Genomic DNA, 19738 nt, shown 5'->3' on the forward strand with positions numbered 1-19738 from the left:
ACTTCGATCGCCTTGTCCTCGGGGATCGAGATCTCATACCCGTCCTCGCCGGTGTAGCCCAGCCGCGAGATGCGGCACTCGACACCGTTGATCGGGGCCTCAGTGGTTTCCATGAACTTCAGGTCGCGGGCGGCAGGGCAAAGATCACCCACAACGTTTTCCGCCGCCGGGCCCTGCACCGCCACCAGCGCGCGGTCGAAGATCTCGATCACTTCGACGCCGTCCAGATTGTCCCGCATATGCGGAATGTCCTGATGGCGCAGCGCCGCATTCACCACCACGAAATAGTAATCCCCCGCATTCGACACGATCAAATCGTCCATGATCCCGCCTTCCGGGTTGGTGAAAAACCCGTACCGCGCCTTGCCCGGCTTCAGGGTCGCATAGGCCTGCGGGCACAAAGCTTCCAGCTTCTCACCCACATTCTCACCGCGCAGGATCACCTGTCCCATATGAGACACATCAAACAACGCCGCCTTCTCACGGCACTGCTTATGTTCCCCCATAATCCCCAAAGGATACTGAACAGGCATCTCCCAACCAGCAAAATCAACCAACTTACCCCCCAACTCAACGTGCAAAGAATGCAATGGGGTGCGTTTTAAATCAGTCATATCTCTAGCCTTTCGATCAGCGAGACTGGTCACGAACGACCATGACGGTGCAATGCGCGTTGCGCACGACACGGGCCAGGTTCGGGCCAATCTCATAATTCGGGAAATCGCCTTTGGTCGACGCCATGACGATCAGATCAAAGCCGTCCTTGTAGGCCAGCTTCAGGATTTCGCGGTAGACGCTGCCTTCTTCGACATGCACTTGCACGTCAGATGCGTTGCCGTGATCCAGTATGGCCTGAACTGCATTGCGCACGTGGTCTTTGGCACCAGCGCCGTAGTTGGCAGGCAGGTTCGGCAGCTGGATGATCTCGGGGATGACGGCAACCGCATGCAGTTCGGCACCGTAGAACTTCGCCTGTTCCAGTGCGACCGGCAGGGCCAGTTTCCACGAGCGGTCGTCGGTGTGATCAATAGGCAGCAGGATTTTCGTGGCCATCACGTCTCTCCTCGAGATATGGAATTCTGTTTAAGTGCGGGGGGCCGGCGCGGCCCCCCGTTTTATTTTGGGACCGGATTACTCGGCAGGTGTCCCACCCGGCTCTTCGGACTTGCCACCCGAGGCAAAGAACTCTTTCGTCAGTTTGAAGACGATCGGGCTCAGCAGGGCCAGGGCGATCAGGTTCGGGATGGCCATCATGGCGTTCAGCGTGTCTGCCAACAGCCAGATAAAGCCTAGATCCGCGGTCGCGCCGAAGTAGATCGCGATGATCCACAGGATGCGGTACGGCATCAGGGATTTGACACCCAGCAGGAACTCGACGCATTTCTCACCGTAGAACGACCAACCGAGGATGGTGGTGAACGCAAAGATCGACAGCGCGATTGCAATCAGGTGACCGCCGCCCGGCAAAGACGTCGCAAATGCCAGAGAAGTCAAAGCTGCACCTGATTCACCCGACGTCCACGCACCCGACGAGATGATCGCCAGACCAGTGATCGAGCAGACGATGATCGTGTCGATGAACGTGCCCAGCATCGCGATCAGGCCTTGGTTGACCGGACCTTTGGTCTCAGCCGCGGCATGTGCGATTGGAGCAGAACCCAGACCGGCTTCGTTTGAGAACACACCACGTGCCACACCAAAGCGGATGGCGGCCCAGACGGCCGCGCCTGCGAAACCACCTTCAGCAGCTGATGGGGTGAAGGCATAGGTGAAGACCAGCGACAAGGCGTTGCCGATCTCGCCAATGTTGATGATCAGAACCAGAAGACCAGCGACAATGTAGGCGATTGCCATGGCCGGAACCAGTTTACCGGCAACCGCACCGATGCGGGTGATGCCGCCCAGGATAACGGCAGCGGTCAGGACCATCAGGACAACACCGGTGACCGAGGTGTTGACGCCCCAGTTCGATTCCAGAACCTGCGCCACACCGTTGGCTTGTACGCCGTTGCCAATGCCGAAGGCCGCGATTGCACCGAACAGGGCAAATGCAACACCCAGCCAGGCCCATTTCGCGCCGAGGCCGTTTTTGATGTAGTACATCGGGCCGCCGACAAAATTGCCCAGCTCGTCTTTTTCACGGTATTTCACCGCCAGAACGGCTTCGGCATATTTGGTGGCCATGCCCACCAGGGCGGTCATCCACATCCAGAACAAAGCGCCCGGACCGCCCAGGAAGACAGCAGTGGCCACACCGGCGATGTTGCCGGTACCAATGGTTGCCGACAGCGACGTCATCAGCGCGTTGAACGGGCTGATCTGACCGTCGCCCTGACCTTCACGACCCGCAAACAACAGCTTGAAGCCGGTGCCGACTTTCAGGATCGGCATGAATTTCAGCCCGACCTGCAGGAAGAAGCCGACGCCAAGGATGAGGACCAGCATCAGCGGCCCCCATACGACGCCATTGATGGCTCCTACGATTGAATTTAACGCTTCCATGGTTTCCCTCCCATTTGCGTTTGGTTTATGCCCCGTTGGCGATGGCCCGTTGGCGGGCCTGCTTGAGGGCGGCAAAATCTTCGTCGGCGTGGAACGAGGAACGTGTCAGCGGCGTCGCCGACACATGCAAAAAGCCCTTGGACCTTGCGATCTGTTCCAGTTGGGCGAACTCTTCCGGTGACCAGAACCGGTCAATTGGATGGTGTTTTGGGGTCGGCTGCAGGTATTGACCCACGGTCAGAAAATCGACCTGAGCCGCGCGCAGATCGTCCATGACCTGACGCACGTCATTCAGGCTCTCGCCCAGGCCAACCATCAAGCCGGATTTCGTAAAGATTTCTGGGTTTGCACGTTTGGCATCATCTAGAAGTCGCAGTGAAGTATAGTAGCGTGCGCCGGGGCGAACGGTCGGGTACAGGTGCGGAACGGTTTCCAGATTGTGGTTGAACACGTCCGGGGCAGCATCGAACACCAGATCCGCCGCATCGCCTTTGCCGAGAAAATCGGGGGTCAGCACCTCGACCGTAGTGCCAGGGTTCTGATGACGCACGGCACGGATGGTTTGGGCGATATGCTCGGCTCCACCGTCTGCCAGATCATCGCGGTCGACCGAGGTGATCACCACGTGACGCAAGCCTAGTTTCTTAACCGCTGCAGCAACTCGGCCCGGCTCGAACAGGTCCAGTGCATCGGGGCGTCCTGTTGAGACGTTGCAGAAGGAACAGCCGCGGGTGCAGACCTCGCCCATGATCATCATGGTGGCGTGGCGCTTGGACCAGCATTCGCCGATGTTGGGGCATGCAGCCTCTTCACAAACCGTCGTCAGATTGTGGTCGCGCATCAGGCGGCGGGTCTCGTAATATTCGGGCCCGTCGACCTTTTTCTTGCGAATCCACTTGGGCTTTCGCGGGATGACGCTGTCAGCCTTTTTGGCTTTTTCCGGATGGCGGGTGCGAAGCTGGATGGTCATCTGGCTGTTCCCTCTCAGGCGTGGATTGCGCGGCCCATGGCGTCCAGGCAGGCTTCCTTGACGGCCTCGCCCATTGCCGGATGCGCATGACAGGTTGAGGCGACCTCGCCGACGGTTGCGCCCTTGGTCATGGCCAGAACCAGTTCGGCGATTAGGTCACCGCCATGTGCGCCGCAGATATGCGCGCCCAGGATTTTGCCCTTTGGGTCGGCCAGTACTTTGACGGCTCCGTCTGTCTCGCCAGTCGAACGCGCGCGTGAGTTGGCCATGAAGGCAAACTTGCCGACAGCGTATTCGGACCCGGCTTCTTTCAGCGCTTCCTCGGTCAAACCGACCGAAGCGACCTCGGGGTCCGTATACACAACGCCAGGAACGGTATTGTAGTCCACATGCCCGGTTTCACCGGCCAGCATTTCGACACAGGCGACGCCGTCTTCTTCGGCCTTGTGGGCAAGCATCGGGCCGGGGACACAGTCGCCAATCGCATAGATGCCGGGAACCGAGGTGCGGAACGACGTGTCCACCTGAATGAAGCCGCGCGGGTCAAGGGCTATCCCCAGATCTTCCAACCCAAGCCCGCGCGATACGGGGCGGCGTCCGACGGCGATCAGAACCTTGTCGGCTTCGATCACCTCTTCCTTGTCTTTGCCAACCCGGTCCAATGTCAGCGTCAGCCCAACGTTGGTTTTGTCGATGGTTTTCAGTGCGCGCCCCAGCTGAAACTTCAGACCACGCTTTGACAGGGCGCGCTGTGCGAGTTTTGCTATCTCGCCGTCGATTCCGGGCAGAATGCGGTCAAGATACTCAACAACCGTGACCTTCGCGCCCAATCGGGACCAGACCTGTCCAAGTTCCAGGCCGATCACGCCAGCACCGACGACCACCAGATGTTCGGGAACAGCATCCAGCGCGATCGCTCCGGTCGAGCTTAGGATATCCTGCTCGTCAATCTCGATCCCGTTTAGCGGGGTTGGCTCGGAACCGGTGGCGATCAGGATGTTTTTGGCTTCATAAACATCGTCGCCAACTTTGACCTGCCCGTCAGAGGGGATACTGGCCCAACCCTCAACCAGATCGACGCCGTTTTTCTTGAACAGAAACGCAATGCCCTTGGTCAGATCGCCGACGATCTTGTCCTTGCGACCCATCATCGAGCTCAGGTCGATGCTGGCCCCCTCGACAGCAATGCCATGGGAGGAGAGATGTGCAAGCTCGGCATACTTAGCCGAGGAGGTCAGCAACGCTTTGGAGGGTATGCACCCCACATTCAGACAGGTTCCGCCAAGCGAACCGCGGCCTTCAACGCAGGCGACTTTCATGCCCAGTTGTGCTGCGCGGATTGCTGCAACATATCCGCCGGGTCCGCCCCCGATGACGATTAGGTCGTAGATACTCATTGAACGGTCTTTCAGTAGATCGGGTGGCTGGCGCAGAGTGCGCGGACTTTTTCTTGGGTTTCGGCTTCGATCTTCGCGTCGCCCTCGGGGGATTGGGCCAAGGCCTCGAGCACGTCGCCGATCAGGTGACCGATCTGTTTGAACTCTTCCGGTCCAAACCCGCGGCTGCAGCCTGCTGCGGTACCCAGCCGGATACCGCTGGTCACGGTAGGTTTTTGCGGATCGCCCGGCACGCTGTTCTTGTTGCAGGTGAAACCGGCACGCTCCAGCGCGGCTTCTGCGTCTTTGCCGGTCACGCCCAGCGGGCGCAGATCGACCAGCATCAGGTGGTTTTCCGTGCCGCCCGAAACGATGTCACATCCACGTGCCATCATGACGTTTGCCAGCGCCGATGCGCTATCCACAACGCGTTGCATGTAGTCCTTGAATTCGGGCTTTAGCGCCTCGCCAAACGCGACAGCCTTACCGGCAATCACATGCATCAGGGGGCCGCCCTGAAGGCCGGGGAATACGGCCGAATTCATCTTTTTCGCCAGCGCCTCGTCATTCGTCAGAATGATCCCGCCGCGCGGACCGCGCAGGGTTTTATGTGTGGTCGAGGTAACCACATGCGCGTGGCCGATAGGCGAGGGGTGCAGCCCGGTTGCGACCAGACCGGCGATATGTGCCATATCCGCCAGCAGCCAAGCGCCGACCTCATCCGCAATGGCGCGGAAGCGGGCGAAATCGATCTTTTGCGAATAGGCGGATGCGCCAGCGATGATCAGTTGCGGCTTTTCGGCTTTCGCCAGTTCTTCGACCTGATCATAGTCAATCAGACCGGCATCGGTCAGACCGTACTGAACCGGGCGGAACCACTTGCCGGATTGTGCTGGTTTGGCACCGTGCGTCAGGTGGCCACCCGCATCCAGTGACATGCCCAGGATCGTGTCGCCGGGGCTGAGCAGGGCCAATTTAACAGCGCCGTTTGCCTGCGCGCCCGAATGCGGCTGAACGTTTGCGTATTCGCAGCCGAACAACTGTTTCAGACGGTCGATGGCCTCGGATTCAACTTCGTCTACAAATTCGCAGCCGCCATAGTAGCGACGACCAGGGTACCCTTCGGCGTATTTGTTGGTCAGGACTGACCCCTGCGCGTCGATCACAGCTTGCGAGACAATATTCTCGGACGCGATCAATTCGATCTGTTCAGCCTGACGTTTGCCTTCTCGCGTAATTGACGCGGCGACAACCGGATCAGCTTCGGTAAGCGACGTTTTGAACATGGTTTCCTCCTCAGGCACCGAATCCTCAGTACGAAATTTTGTTTCCTATAGTGGAATTCGTGCAGCTAAGGCAACATATATCTCACATTTGTGAAGTTGTGTGGTTTGAGGGAAATCTGTAACCTCTGGTAAAACAGGGAGATTTTTATGGGCGACGAGACTCGCGGTGATGTTTCCTCACCGGAAGATCAGGACGAAGGTGAGGTTCTGGGGCGTTCCATCCGCGATGCACGACGTGCAAAAGGCTGGACTTTGGAGGAAGCCGGACGCGCGGCGGGAATCGGTCGGTCCACCCTGTCGAAGATCGAGAACAACCAGACGCGGCCAAGTTTCGACATCGTGCGCAGGCTGACACAGGCGCTGGATATGAGCACCCCTCAGCTGTTTCTGCAGTCCGGGCAATCGGGGATTTCGGGAAGGCGCGACTTTACCCCGAAAGGTGAAGGCGAGATAAAAAGCACACCGACCTATTTGCACGAATTGCTGTGTCCCGAGCTGACCAGCAAGCGGATGCTGCCCTATATCGCGACAATCAAAGCCCGCGACCTGTCAGAGTTCGAAAACTGGATCCGGCATACGGGTGAAGAGTTCATGTATGTCATCAGTGGCGAGCTGATCTTTGTATCAGAGCATTATCGCCCGCTGCCGATGAAGGCTGGTGACTCGCTTTATTATGACAGCGGGATGGGGCACGGGTGCATTTCAACCAGTGAGGAAGACGCGAAGGTGCTGTGGGTGTCACTCGAATAAGCGCGACCCACAAGGCATGAAAAAAACGGCCCCAGCGGCCGCTTTTTGAAGTATAAGACGGTCTCTGGGTCAGGTGTGGCCCAGCACCTTGCGGGCAACGCGGAAACACTCCAGCGCTTGCGGGACGCCACAGTAGATGCCAATCACGTGGATGATGGCTCGGATTTCCTCGGGCGAGACGCCGTTGTTGATCGCACCTTTGCAGTGAATTTCCCATTCATGCATCTTCCCAAGCGCGCCGATCATGGACAGGTTCATCATCGATCGCGTTTTGGCATCGATCACGTCATCGCCCCAGCCAAACCCCCAGCACCACGCCGTCATGGCCTCTTGAAACGGGCGGGTAAAGTCATCGGCCGCCGCCAGGTTCTTTTCCACATATTCCGCACCAAGCGTGTTCTTGCGCTGCTCCAGGCCTTTCAGGAACAGGTCTTCGTCGAAAATATCAGCCATCTATGGTCTCCGGTTCTTCATCGCTTTGCGCGGTGTTCGTAAATGCGATCATAATGTGGGTTCATTTTGAACTGTACCCGTTCGATCCGATCCTGCAGGTCACTTTTGGGCGCGCGCAGATTATTCCACCGCCTCGCGCATCCATTGTTGCAACCGGGCAATTGAGTGTTCCGACATCACCCCACAACTGGGGTCCAGCACGAGCGGACCGGGGCGATACCCGCGGGATTTCAGGCCGCGATGGACGCTTTCGACCAGATGGATGTCTTCTTCGACTGTGGTTTCCCGGTCCTGCACGGCCAGTTGTCGGATCACCGCGCTTTCGGATCCACCCTCGGTGTACCAGCCGCGCCAGACGGTGCAGTGATCGGCATCAATGGCGCGCCAGTGATAGGTGTTCAGCACATTGCCCGGGTAGCACTGGAACGAGAACATCGGCCACAGGAACCATGACTGATAGTCGCCCGCATGTGGCACCGACAGGTCGATGGGATAGGTCATCTTGTCGAGGCTTTGGCATTCGGTCGTATGGCGCAACACGTAACCGCCGTCTGCATCGGGCTGGATGTCGTAGGTCTCGGGCTTGACCACACCTTCGGCAAAGGTCGGGTGGTTGGTCGGGCAGTGATAGCACTCCGAGTAATTCTCGATACTGACTTTCCAGTTGCAGTTTTCCGGGATTTCGACCCATTCCAGCGGTTCCAGATCGTCGATATGCGGAACGAACGTGCGGATTTCCTCGCGCACGCCGGGGTACCATTCATCCATCGGGGCGGCGTTGTCGTCGAGGTTGATGAAGATGAAGCCGTTGAACACCTCAGTCCGAACCGAAGTCAGGCATATGGCGCTGCGATCAAAGCCAGGAACGGACTTGATGTTGGGTCCGGCGCGTAATTGGCCTGACAGCTCATAAGTCCACGCGTGATAGGGGCAGACTACGACGCGGGTGTTGCCTGCGCCTGTTACCATCTCATGTGCGCGATGCTGGCACACGTTATAAAACGTGCGAATTTCGCCGTCTCGGCCCCGAATGCAGAACAGGTTTTGCCCGGCGATTTCAAAAGCAAAGTAATCGCCCGATTCCCGGACCTGCGCCACGTGCCCGGCAAACTGCCACGTGCGGGCCAAAAGCCCCTGCATCTCCTGCTCGAAAATGGCGGGGTCGGTATAATACCGCGCGTCGAGCGAATGCGTCAGAGGTGCGTTCATTCGGGTTCCTCCGCGTAGAGGCCAAGTTGGTGGCGGCGTTGGTGAAATCGTTCCACCCGTTCGACGATCTCATCGCTGGACACGGCGATTACAAAGGACAGCAGCGTTTCCAGCAAGGCGATGGTCGAAACCGAGGACGGAAAGAACTGTGGTGTGTCAGCGGCAACGACAAAACCGTGCTGTGCATTTAGGATCACTGGGCTGGCCGGGCTGTCGGAAATGCCAATGACGGTCATTCCCTGTTGCCGCGCCAGTTTGATCGCGTCGATGACTTCGGTGCGGTAAGGGTGGCAGGTGATCGCGATCAGTACGTCTTGCTCATCCGCCCATGCCAGATCATCCACCGGAGTGGAACCGGGGCGCGGGATAGCGTGGAACTGTTTCATGCCGGTTGAAGCCAGATAGGTGAAATTGCGTGCGTTCGAATTGTTGACGCCTACACCCAGTGTGAAAATCTGGCGACAATTCCAGATATCCTCGGCGGCGGCCTTCAGGTTTGCGGCGTCGATCCCGGCAAAGGTTTCTTCGATATTGCGGATCGCGGCGCCGATCATATCGGCGTAGAGGCCGCCCAGTTCCCCTGACTTGCCGATGTCCTGCAACCAGCGGGCGCGGTCAGGAAATGACACACGTCCCTGCCGGATCGCATCCCGGAACGGGGCACGGAAATCTTCGTAGCCTTCGAACCCCACCTGCTGGGCCATCCGCACGAAGGTGTTCGGTTTTACTCTGGCGGCCTCGGCAATCTCGCGCACGGTTGAAACCCCAACGTCCGTTGGGTTTTCCAGCACGTAGCGCGCGGCCTTCTGCGCCTCGGGCGTCAGGGCGTCCCATTCTTCGGACAAGCGTTCCAGAACGATCGATGATACATTTGTGTCATTCATGATTGACGATGGTACATTTGTGGAATTAGCCTGTCGAGCAGAAACGCGACTCGGGAGAGGAAAAATCATGTCCGAGAAGAATCTGCCGTCCCATTCCCGCGTGGTGATTGTCGGTGGCGGCGTCATGGGGGTCGGTCTGGCCTATCATCTGGCGCATGAAGGGTGGGGCGGTGATACCGTCCTGCTTGAAAAGGCCGAGCTGACCAGTGGCAGCACTTGGCACGCCGCTGGGCAGATCACGCATTCGACGTCCAGTTTTGGGTTGGGCAAATGCGTGGATTACAATATCGGATTGTATTCCGGTCAGTTGGAGGCTGAAACCGGTCAGCCGGTGACATGGCATGGCTGTGGCTCGTTCCGCCTGGCCTATACCGAGGATGAGATGGACTGGCTGCGCCACACCCTGTCTGTAGGCCGGTCGTTGGGGTTCAACATTGAACTGGTCGGACCTGAAAAGGTTGCGGAACTGCACCCGTTCTACAATCTCGACGGCGTATTGGGTGCGCTATACACGCCAGATGATGGGCATGTGGACCCGACCAACGTCACCATGGCGATGGCAACCGGGGCGCGTCAGAAGGGCGCGCGCATTTTTCGCAATTGCCGCGCCACCAACATCACGCAGGCCGCGAATGGCGAATGGGTGGTTGAGACCGAGCGGGGTACCATCACGTGCGAGCATGTGGTGAACGCGGGCGGCACCTATGCGCGGCAGATGGGCGAATGGTCGGGTCTGCAGCTGCCCATGACCTCGATGACGCACCATTATTTTGTGACCGAGCCGGTACCGGAGTTCCAGAACCTGGATAAGGAACTGCCGGTGATCCGCGATGACCGCAAGGTTTCGGGCTATATCCGGATGGAGCAACAGCGCGGCCTGATCGGGATTTACGAGAAAGAGAACCCGAACTCGGTTTGGCACGATCACTGCCCGTGGGAAAACGAGAACTGGTTGTTCGACGCGGATTACGACCGGGTGATGCCATGGCTTGAGGAAAGTCTGAACCGCATGCCGATCTTTGCCGAATTGGGCATTCAGCGCGATGTGCATGGGGCGATTTCGCATCCGCCCGATGGCAACCCTCTGATCGGGCCGGCGCCGGGTGTGCGGAACTATTGGTGTTGTTGCGGGACGCAGATCGGCATCGGCTGGGGGCCGGGTTTGACCCGCGAGTTGGCACGCTGGATGGTGCATGGCGCGGCCGATATCTCGATGCGTGAGTTCGATCCACGCAGGTTCGGCAGCTATGCGACCAAGGATTGGCAGGTGATCAAGGCTGAGGAAGACTACTGCCTGCGCCACGAGATCCCGTTCCCGCATTTCAACCGTTTGGAAGGGCGTCCGATCAAGCCGTCGCCTCTCTATGATCTGTTGAATTCCAAGGGTGCTGTATATGAAGAGGTTTATGGCTTTGAGCGCGCCCGCTGGTTCGCGCGGGACGGGGCCGAGCAGCGCGATCACTATTCCTTCCGCCGCACCCCTGCAGATGGCATGGTCGCAGCCGAAGTCAAAGCGGTGCGCGAAAAGGTCGGCATCATGGACGTGACCGCCTTCACCAAGGTCGAAGTCTCGGGCCCTGACGCCTACGCGCTGCTGGACCGGCTGACCGCCAACCGGATGCCGCAAAAGGTCGGCTCAATCACCCTGACTCATATGCTGAACCGCCGTGGTCGGATCGAGTTGGAGACCACGATTGTCCGAATGGCCGAAGACTGCTTCTATCTGGTCTGCGCCGCCTTCTTCGAACAGCGTCTGCTGGACCATCTCGCGCAACAACGCGCAAAGGAGAATGTTCAGGTCACGGCCCTGTCTTCCGACTGGTCCGCCCTGTCGCTGAACGGCCCTCGGTCGCGGGACGTGTTGGGACAGTGCACTGATGCCGATCTGACCAACGCTGGTTTCCGCTGGCTGTCAGCACAGGCAATCACCATTGCAGGTCACAAGGTCTGGGCCTTCCGTATGTCTTATGCCGGCGAGTTGGGGTGGGAACTGCACATGCCCAATGCCGCCTGCCTCGATGTCTACACCGCGCTTTGGACCGCAGGCGAACCGTATGGCATCGCCGACTATGGCAGCTTTGCCATGAACGTGATGCGAATGGAGAAGGGGTTCAAGGGTGCGGGCGAGCTGACCAATGAGGTCACTTTGGCCGAGGCTGACGTGCTGCGTTTTGCCCGCTCCGACAAGGAGTATCTGGGTAAAGACAAAACCCTGGACACTGACTTGCCGTGGGTCTGCGCGTATCTGCAGATCGAGCCGGATGGTGAAATTGACGGCCACGGTGGAGAAGCAGTGATGCTGGACGGACGCGTAGTGGGTTCAACAGCCTCGGTCGTCTATGGGCACACGGTCGGCAAGATCCTGGCCTTTGCGTACATCAAGCCCGAGGCTTCCGACCCCGGCACCGAATTGGAGGCCGTCATCCACGGCCAACCCCGCGCGGCCCGTGTTCTGGGCGAACCTGCTTATGATCCGCAAAGCCTGCTGCCCCGCACCGACGCTATTTTGGAGACTGCATAATGAGCTTGCCTGACAAAATGAAGGCCATGGTCACGATGGGCCATGGCGGCTTGGAACAAATGGTGCTGCACAAAGACTGGCCGCGCCCGGAACCCGCGGCCGGCGAGGTGTTGATCAAAGTCGCTGCCTGCGGGCTAAACAACACGGACGTTAATACGCGGTCCGGCTGGTACTCAAAAGCCGTGACCGATGCGACGACGGGCGACGCATTCGCGGAAGTCAGTGACGAGGATCCGACATGGGGCGGCGCGCCCATCACTTTTCCCCGAATCCAAGGGGCAGATATCTGCGGGGAAATCGTCGCCGTGGGTGGCAGTGCCGATCCCGGGCTGATCGGTCAACGCGTTATCACCGATGGCTGGCTGCGCGACCCGTCTGATCCGGGCAATAAGGACAAAACGGGTTATTTCGGCTCGGAACGGGACGGTGGTTTTGCTGAATACGCCACGACTCTGGCGGTTAACGCGGTGCCGATCCTGTCCGACCTGTCGGATGCCGAACTGGCCACGTTCTCCTGTTCCTATTCGACCGCCGAAGGCATGCTGACCCGCTCAAATGTAACTGGCACTGACACGGTTCTGGTGCCCGGAGCCTCAGGCGGGGTTGGCGGTGCCTTGGTGCAACTGGCCAAACGCCGGGGTGCACGGGTGATCGCGATGGCGTCTGATGCAAAACACGCAGACGTTGCCGAACTGGGTGCCGACAAAATCTTGTCTCGTGCCCCGGAAAATCTGCGCGCGGCGCTTGGCGATGAAAAGGTCACCGTTGTGGCCGATGTGGTTGGTGGTCCCTACTGGCCAAACCTGATCGACGTTCTGGAGCGCGGTGGGCGCTATACCTGCTCGGGCGCGATTGCCGGGCCGATGGTCGAATTCGATCTGCGCACGTTCTACTTGCGTGACCTGACATTCACCGGCTCCACCGTGATTGATCCGCAGGTGATGCGTAACATCGTTCAGTATATCGAGGCCGGTGAGATCAAGCCCGCCCTGGCCGCGACATTTCCCCTGGAAGAGTTGCGCGAGGCACAAGCCGCATTCATTGCCAAGCAACACACCGGCAACATCGTGGTGATCCCATGACGATGGACGACGTTCTCGAAGCGGCCCGACAGCTGCATCAATCACATCCTGAGCTTTCAGAATTCGGCGCCTGGCCTGATGACCTGACGTCGGCCGATTTGGAGGCATACCAAATCCCAGCCGTTGAACTGATTCAGCAAACTGACTTCGCGACCGGGCACGCAACGCGATCCCTTTCAGACGCGATCAGGGCAACCGCACACCTGGCGCGGTGGCAACACACCTATACTGAAGAGGAGGTCGGAGCCGATTTCCTCAATCGCTATGGCTATTATGAGCTGTTCGGCCCAACCGGGCATTTCCACTCGACCCAAATGCGCGGCTACGTCGCCTACTGGGGGGCGGGTCTGGATTATGATTGGCACAGCCATCAGGCCGAAGAACTCTATCTGATCGTAGGCGGCGGGGCGATGTTCCGGGTTCAAGGAAACGAAACCTATGTCGGCCCAAACCAGACGCGCCATCACGATAGCTGGCAAAGCCATGCGATGACCACAACCGAACAGTCAATCCTGACCTTTGTCCTTTGGCGAGGTGATGGATTGAACGATTTGCCCAGAATGGACGCCGCATGAAAATCTCCCACATCCGCATTTACCAATCCAGGCTGCCATATGTAGGCGGCGCTTACGTTTGGGGTGCGGGTAATGCGATCGAAACGGCCATAGCCTCGGTTGTGGTCATCGATACGGATGCGGGTCTTCAAGGTTGTGGAGAGTTCACACCCTGTGGCGAAAACTATATGGTGGCGCATTCCGAAGGCGTGCTTGCGCTGGCCCGGCTTGTGGCCACGAAACTGCTGGGCGAAGACCCACGCCAGGTGGGCCGGATCGAACAACTTTTGGATCATCTGGTGCAGGGCCATGGTTATGCAAAGGCCCCGTTCGATGCAGCATGCTGGGACATTCTGGGGCAAGCTTGCGATCAACCCGTTTGGATGTTGCTGGGCGGCAAGTTGACCGATGGCGCGCCGATGTACCGGGTAGCGCCGCAGAAAGCTGTGGACGAGACAGTCGCCGAAATGGATCGATACCGCGCGCAGGGCTATCGCCAGTTTCAGGTCAAAGTGGGTGGAGATTGGGCGACCGACATAGACCGCATTCGGACAACTGTGCCTTTGCTGATGTCCGGTGAAGTAGCGATGGCCGATGCCAATCAGGGCTGGCGCGTGGATAACGCAATTCGGGTGGCGCGGGCAACGCGGAATCTGGACTACATCCTGGAACAACCCTGCCGTACTTATGAGGAATGCCAGCAGGTGCGCCGCGTGGCCGAGCAACCGATGAAGCTGGATGAATGTCTCACCGGTATACACATGGCGCAGCGCATCGTCGCGGATCGCGGGGCCGAGATCTGCTGTCTCAAAATTTCCAACCTCGGCGGGATCAGCAAAGCGCGGCGGGTGCGAGACTATCTGGTCGAGAACCGTATTGCTGTGGTCTGCGAGGATACATGGGGTGGTGAAATTGCGACCTCGGCAGTCGCCCATTTTGCAGCCTCGACATCGCCCGAATACCTGCAGAACACCACCGACTTGATGAACTACAACACACGATCCACCGGAATCGGCGGACCAATGTCGCGGAATGGCAAGCTCTATGCCTCGGATGCCCCAGGAATGGGCGTAGTGCCCGATTTCGAATGCCTCGGTGCGCCGATTGAGGAGTTCAGCCTATGAGACCACAAGCCGTTGCAACCCAAATGATTGATGACGCCCGCGTGCGTGTGACGCGATTTGACTTTGCACCGGGGGCCGAAACGGGATGGCATCGTCACGCAATGGACTACGTCATCACCGCCGTAACCGATTGCCATATGCAACTGGAAATGCCCGATGGTTCTGTCAACGAAGTAACGGTTGCTGCGGGAATAACTTATCGCCGCGACGAGGGTGTCGAACACAACGTAATCAATGCCGGGGACGCGCCGATGACCTTTGTTGAAGTGGAACTGAAATGAAAATCACTCGTCTTTCAGTCTACCATGTCGACCTACCGCTTGAGCATCCGTATTGGTTGTCCGGCGGCCGGCTGAAGTTCGAAGTGCTGGATGCAACGTTGGTCAAAACCGAAACCGATACGGGTCTAATCGGCTGGGGCGAGGGTACGCCGTGGGGCCACACATATGTCCCAGCACACGGGCCGGGTATTCGCGCCGGGATTGAGACGATGGCGCCATTCGTTTTGGGCCTTGATCCGCGTCGGGTGCTGGATGTCGAACGGGCGATGGATATCGCTCTGCCCGGCCACCTCTATGCCAAAAGCCCCATAGATATGGCTTGCTGGGATATTGCGGGTCAGGCCGCCGGTCTGCCAATTGCCGATCTGATGGGCGGCGGGTCCCGCACGCCGCGCCCGATTGCCTCGTCGGTCGGCGCGAAGACCGTCGAAGAAACGCGTGAAGTGATGGAACGATATCGCAGCCGGGGCTACGTTGCGCATTCGGTCAAAATCGGCGGTGATGTAGAACGCGACATTGCCCGCGTCCGCGACGTGGAAAGCACCCGACGCCCCGGCGAGATCGTCCTTTATGACGTAAACCGTGGCTGGACCCGGCAGCAAGCCCTGCGGGTGATGAGCGCCTGTGAGGACCTGAACGTGATGTTTGAACAGCCTTGCGAGTCGCTGGACGATATCGCCGCGATCGCGGGCCGCCATGCCTCACCCGTTTCGGTGGATGAAAGTCTTGTGACCCTGCAAGATGCTGCCCGCATTGCCCGCGAAGGGTTGGTCGAGGTGTTTGGAATAAAGCTGAACCGTGTCGGTGGCCTGACCAAGGCGGCACGGATGCGGGACATCGCGTTAGCGCATGGAATCGACATGTTCGTGATGGCCACTGGCGGTTCGGTTTTGGCCGATACCGAGGCCTTGCATCTGGCGGCCACCATCCCGGACGACAACTGTCATGCCGTTTGGGCTTGTCAGGACATGATCACCGTCGATGTCGCTGGCGGGCGAGGCCCACGAAACATCGATGGCCATCTTCATTTACCAGAGGCGCCGGGACTTGGTGTGCACCCTGACGAAGATGCGTTGGGCGACCCTGTCGGCGTCTATCAGTGAGGATAACCAGGATAACGCTCTGGGCCGTCGATCTGACGAGTCATGAGACCTATCACATGGCCGAGGGTAAGACCTGCGCGACCGTGACCTCTCATATCCTGTGCCTTGAGACAGATACAGGCTTGAGGGGTTGGGGCGAGGTCTGCCCTATCCCGCATTACCTGCCAGCGTTTGCGGGCGGAGTGCCGGGCGCAGTAACAGAGATGGGCCGCGAGATTCTGGGCATGTCCCCCTTCGGGGTGGATGCGCCGATGCGAAAGCTGGACGGGTTCCTGCAGGGGCATCTCTATGCCAAGTCCCTTGTCGACATCGCGCTGTGGGATTTGTTCGGGCAAGCGACGGGTCAACCGGTCTATGCGCTGCTGGGCGGGCGGACACGAAAGGACATGCCGCTGTACCACTCGATCACCTGCGTCGCGCCGGATAATATGGCGCGGATCGCCAAGACGGCTTACCAGACCGGCATTCGTCAGTTTCAGGTCAAGCTGGGGGTCGAAGGCGACTGGCAGGCCGACGCCGAGCGCTTGACCAAAGTGCGTGAGGCCGTGGGACCGGGGCCTCTGGTTTATGGCGACTGGAACTGCGGTGCGTCACGCCTGCAAGCTACGCGAACGGGCAGGGCGGTGGCCCACTTGGATGTGATGCTGGAACAGCCCTGCAAAACACTTGAGGACTGTGCGGCGGTTCGACAGGCCACTGGCTTACCTATGAAGATAGACGAGAACGCCCATGATCTGGCGTCGCTGCGGCGTGCACATGAGTTGGGCTGCATGGATGCTGTCGCTTTGAAACTGTCGAAGTTCGGCGGTTTGTCGGCCATGCGCCGGGCGCGCGACCTGACCGTGCATTTCGGGGCCGAGATCTGCGCCGAATGCACCTGGGGCTCGGATATTGTCACCGCCGCGTCGCTGCATTTTGCGGCCTCGACCCCGCACGGGTCACTGATGAACACCTGCGACCTGTCATCCTATGTGTCACCACGCATTTGCCCCGACGCACCAAACCGTGAAAACGGCCGGATTGCCCCGCCTGAAGGACCGGGGTTAGGTGTTGTGCCGGACCAAGAGGTTCTTGGCCCGCCAATATTGGAGATCGTTTGAGATGCTGAAAATCAACACCCAATCCGAATGGATCGCCCGCGCGAATGAGGTACTGCCCGCCGGCGGATTTGGTAATTTCGATCCCGGTATCATCATCGCGCGTGGTGAGGGCAGCCATGTCTGGGATGAGGATGGCAACGAATATGTGGACTTCCTGATCGGTTCGGGCCCGATGCTGCTGGGCCATGGTCACCCCGAGGTCATGGAAGCCGTGCTGGAACAGCTACCCAAGGGCATGACCTTCTTTGCCAACAATGCCCGGGGCATCGAACTGGCCGAGGCCATTGTTGACGCAGTGCCGTGTTGCGAGCAAGTCCGCTTTGTCGCTGCGGGGGGTGAGGCGGATATGTACGCCATCCGTCTGGCCCGAGCCTATACTGGCCGCAGCAAGATCCTGAAGTTCGAAGGCGGCTATCACGGGATGAGCGCCGAGGCGCAGATGAGCCTGGCCCCCAGCCGCCACGTCAACTTCCCCCAAGCGGTCCCGGACAGCGCGGGCATTCCCGACAGTGTGGCCGAGCAGATGCTGATCGCGCCCTTCAATGATCTTGACGCGGTGGCCAATCTACTGGCCGAGCATGATGACGTTGCCGCGATCATGGTTGAGCCGTTGCAACGAATTGTCCCTCCGGCACCCGGATACCTTCAGGGATTGCGCGATCTCTGCGACAAACACAATGTCCTGTTGATTTTCGATGAAATCGTCACCGGATTCCGTTTGGCCTATGGCGGTGCGCAAGAGAAATATGGCGTGACGCCCGATATCTGCACCTTGGGCAAAATCATCGGCGGCGGCTTCCCTTTGGCCGCTCTGGGCGCAAGCGCCGAGATCATGCAGCATTTCGACAAAGCGAAAGTGGGCGAGGAAGGCTGGCTGATGCAGTTGGGCACGCTGTCGGGTAACCCTGTCGCCTCGGCTGCCGGGTTGAAGACAATGGAGGTTTTGCGGCGCGACGGCATGTATGACCGTCTGCGTGAAATCGGTGCCGAGCTTCAGCAGATGCAGGTGGATGCGCTGACCGGGGCTGGCATCCCGCATCAGATCTGCGGGGACGAAACGCTGTTCGACATCTATTTCACCGATACGGACTGTCGTGACTACCGCAGCGCCAAACATGATGACCCGCGCCGTAACGCCATCTACAACGAATCGCTGCGCGCACATGGGATTTTCAAAGCCCCCGGCAAACTCTATCCGTCTCTGGCTGTGACCCAAGCAGATCTGGATCAGACGCGGATGGCCGTTGAGAAAGCGGTTCAGGCGATCAGCGCAGAATAGAGTTCACAAGGTCATAAAAATAAGCGGGCCGCCGTCATTTCTGACAGCGGCCCTAACTGGTTGGATTTCAGGGCCTGGTCTCGCCCCCTCGAATACCACTTAAAAGAGAACGGACTAAAAAAACTTTCGACTATTTCGAGACCGACCCGACTTCACAACCGGTATGAATACTTTATGCACCATCGGCGGCACTGTCTCAGTGAAGTAGTTCACTTTTCTTAAACTTTTTTATTTTTTCCAATCAAAAAAGCCTGGGCCTGCCTGTTTCAGCAGGGATTCTGCCATGGCGCGACCTATTTCCGGGCCATCTGCTACCGACCCAGTGGTGTCCTCGGATATGGATTCGGACCCGTCGGGGCGCAAAACCTCACCGCGCAGGCGTAGTTGATCACCTTCTATTTCTGCCAAACCCGCGATCGGCGTTTCGCAAGAGCCGTCCAAAGCGGCCAGCAACGCGCGTTCCGCCGCCAAGCGCTGCGCGGTCTCATCGTGGTGGATGGCCTCGAGCATTTCGGCCGCACGGGAATCATCGCCACGGCGTTCGATGCCGATCGTGCCTTGGGCGATGGCGGGCAGCATATCTTCGACGGCGATGGCGGTTGCGGGAGCCTCCTCCATATTCAGACGCCGGATGCCGGCCATGGCCAGAAACGTGCAATCGGCCACACCATCTGCCAGCTTCTTGAGGCGCGTTTGAACATTGCCCCGAAACTCGACCACGTTCAGGTCCGGGCGACGGTTCAACAATTGTGCCCGCCGCCGCAGCGATGAGGTGCCCACAACTGCACCCTGCGTGAGGTCACGGATCGAGCTCAGGCTGGGTGAGATAAAGGCGTCGCGCACATCTTCGCGCGGCAGAAACGTGTCCAGGACAAGACCTTTTGGCTGTTCAACCGGCATGTCCTTGGTTGAATGCACCGCGATGTCGATATCTCCGCGCAGCATCGCCTCTTCGATTTCCTTGGTGAACAGGCCCTTGTTGCCAATCTCTTTCAGCGGGCGGTCCGCATCAATCATGGCGCGGTTGTCACCGGTGGTCTTGATCACCACAATCTCAAACGCGTCTTCGGGCAGATCAAAGGCTTTGCCCAGTCGCTCTCGGGTTTCATAAGCTTGCGCCAGCGCCAGCGGTGAGCCACGAGTGCCGATTTTGAGCGGTGATGCGGGGGTTGGCAGGGTCAGTGTCATGTGCACAGCTTTAGTCGCGTCACATTGCCCTGACAATGGGGGCAGACCTTGACAAATTGACGCCGAAGGCAGACCC

Annotated in this window: 19 protein-coding genes; 9 read left to right on the top strand and 10 right to left on the bottom strand. The window is 58.9% G+C overall.

All coding sequences use genetic code 11. The features are described from left to right. The 6 genes from AC2FIS_RS10910 to glyA form a co-directional block, all read right to left on the bottom strand. On the bottom strand, window positions 1-614 hold a 614-nt coding region (locus AC2FIS_RS10910), incomplete at its 3' end, for an aminomethyltransferase family protein (protein WP_496773353.1). Window positions 615-630: 16 nt separating this feature from the next. Then, a complete protein-coding gene (locus tag AC2FIS_RS10915) occupies window positions 631-1053 on the bottom strand; it encodes a universal stress protein (protein WP_058273652.1) in 423 nt (140 codons plus the stop codon). A gap of 78 nt (window positions 1054-1131) precedes the next feature. After that, complete coding sequence (locus AC2FIS_RS10920) at window positions 1132-2502, bottom strand: alanine/glycine:cation symporter family protein (protein WP_282121348.1); 1371 nt, start codon at window positions 2500-2502, stop codon at window positions 1132-1134. 25 nt (window positions 2503-2527) lie between these two features. Beyond that, window positions 2528-3472: a lipoyl synthase gene (gene lipA, locus AC2FIS_RS10925; RefSeq protein WP_496773354.1), complete on the bottom strand. Its 945-nt coding sequence runs from the start codon at window positions 3470-3472 to the stop codon at window positions 2528-2530. A gap of 14 nt (window positions 3473-3486) precedes the next feature. Beyond that, window positions 3487-4869, bottom strand: coding sequence for a dihydrolipoyl dehydrogenase (lpdA, locus tag AC2FIS_RS10930; RefSeq protein WP_496773355.1), 1383 nt, complete (start codon window positions 4867-4869; stop codon window positions 3487-3489). A gap of 11 nt (window positions 4870-4880) precedes the next feature. Next, window positions 4881-6134: a serine hydroxymethyltransferase gene (gene glyA / locus AC2FIS_RS10935; protein ID WP_496773356.1), complete on the bottom strand. Its 1254-nt coding sequence runs from the start codon at window positions 6132-6134 to the stop codon at window positions 4881-4883. 147 nt (window positions 6135-6281) lie between these two features. Between glyA and AC2FIS_RS10940 the strand changes: the two genes are divergently transcribed. Beyond that, window positions 6282-6884: a helix-turn-helix domain-containing protein gene (locus AC2FIS_RS10940; RefSeq protein ID WP_058273647.1), complete on the top strand. Its 603-nt coding sequence runs from the start codon at window positions 6282-6284 to the stop codon at window positions 6882-6884. 69 nt (window positions 6885-6953) lie between these two features. Here the strand turns inward: AC2FIS_RS10940 and AC2FIS_RS10945 are convergent, their stop codons facing one another. The 3 genes from AC2FIS_RS10945 to AC2FIS_RS10955 all read right to left on the bottom strand — a co-directional run bounded on the left by AC2FIS_RS10945 (window position 6954) and on the right by AC2FIS_RS10955 (window position 9430). Continuing rightward, window positions 6954-7337 (bottom strand): carboxymuconolactone decarboxylase family protein, encoded by a 384-nt coding sequence (locus AC2FIS_RS10945; RefSeq protein WP_058273646.1) that lies wholly within the window; start codon window positions 7335-7337, stop codon window positions 6954-6956. A gap of 120 nt (window positions 7338-7457) precedes the next feature. Continuing rightward, complete coding sequence (locus AC2FIS_RS10950) at window positions 7458-8546, bottom strand: aromatic ring-hydroxylating oxygenase subunit alpha (RefSeq protein ID WP_496773357.1); 1089 nt, start codon at window positions 8544-8546, stop codon at window positions 7458-7460. Continuing rightward, window positions 8543-9430, bottom strand: a complete 888-nt coding sequence (locus AC2FIS_RS10955) for a MurR/RpiR family transcriptional regulator (RefSeq protein WP_472722768.1) — start codon at window positions 9428-9430, stop codon at window positions 8543-8545. Before AC2FIS_RS10955 ends, AC2FIS_RS10950 begins: the two co-directional genes overlap by 4 nt. 67 nt (window positions 9431-9497) lie before the next feature. On the opposite strand from AC2FIS_RS10955, the gene AC2FIS_RS10960 reads away from it, so the two are divergent. Genes AC2FIS_RS10960 through AC2FIS_RS10995 form a run of 8 tightly spaced genes read left to right on the top strand, consistent with a single transcriptional unit; the run spans window position 9498 to window position 18474 of the window. Further along, window positions 9498-11951: an FAD-dependent oxidoreductase gene (locus AC2FIS_RS10960; RefSeq protein ID WP_496773358.1), complete on the top strand. Its 2454-nt coding sequence runs from the start codon at window positions 9498-9500 to the stop codon at window positions 11949-11951. After that, on the top strand, window positions 11951-13033 hold the full coding sequence (locus tag AC2FIS_RS10965; protein ID WP_496773360.1) for an alcohol dehydrogenase family protein: 1083 nt from the start codon (window positions 11951-11953) through the stop codon (window positions 13031-13033). The genes AC2FIS_RS10960 and AC2FIS_RS10965 overlap by 1 nt, the downstream gene beginning before the upstream one ends. Then, window positions 13030-13608 carry a dimethylsulfonioproprionate lyase family protein gene (locus AC2FIS_RS10970; RefSeq protein ID WP_496773361.1) on the top strand — a complete coding sequence of 193 codons (579 nt, stop codon included), beginning with the start codon at window positions 13030-13032 and terminating at the stop codon, window positions 13606-13608. Before AC2FIS_RS10965 ends, AC2FIS_RS10970 begins: the two co-directional genes overlap by 4 nt. Further along, window positions 13605-14711, top strand: coding sequence for a mandelate racemase/muconate lactonizing enzyme family protein (locus AC2FIS_RS10975; protein WP_496773362.1), 1107 nt, complete (start codon window positions 13605-13607; stop codon window positions 14709-14711). Before AC2FIS_RS10970 ends, AC2FIS_RS10975 begins: the two co-directional genes overlap by 4 nt. Next, entirely contained in the window at window positions 14708-14992 is a 285-nt protein-coding gene (locus tag AC2FIS_RS10980; RefSeq protein ID WP_496773363.1) for a cupin domain-containing protein, read from the top strand. Before AC2FIS_RS10975 ends, AC2FIS_RS10980 begins: the two co-directional genes overlap by 4 nt. Beyond that, a complete protein-coding gene (locus AC2FIS_RS10985; RefSeq protein ID WP_496773364.1) occupies window positions 14989-16095 on the top strand; it encodes a mandelate racemase/muconate lactonizing enzyme family protein in 1107 nt (368 codons plus the stop codon). Before AC2FIS_RS10980 ends, AC2FIS_RS10985 begins: the two co-directional genes overlap by 4 nt. Continuing rightward, window positions 16092-17195 carry a mandelate racemase/muconate lactonizing enzyme family protein gene (locus AC2FIS_RS10990; RefSeq protein ID WP_496773365.1) on the top strand — a complete coding sequence of 368 codons (1104 nt, stop codon included), beginning with the start codon at window positions 16092-16094 and terminating at the stop codon, window positions 17193-17195. Before AC2FIS_RS10985 ends, AC2FIS_RS10990 begins: the two co-directional genes overlap by 4 nt. A gap of 1 nt (window position 17196) precedes the next feature. Then, entirely contained in the window at window positions 17197-18474 is a 1278-nt protein-coding gene (locus AC2FIS_RS10995) for an aspartate aminotransferase family protein (RefSeq protein WP_496773366.1), read from the top strand. 228 nt (window positions 18475-18702) lie between these two features. Here AC2FIS_RS10995 and hemC read toward each other — a convergent pair whose 3' ends face one another. Further along, complete coding sequence (hemC, locus tag AC2FIS_RS11000; RefSeq protein ID WP_496773367.1) at window positions 18703-19662, bottom strand: hydroxymethylbilane synthase; 960 nt, start codon at window positions 19660-19662, stop codon at window positions 18703-18705. Window positions 19663-19738 lie beyond the last annotated feature (76 nt).

It is taken from the genome of Ruegeria sp. CDSB113 (genome assembly GCF_059611045.1).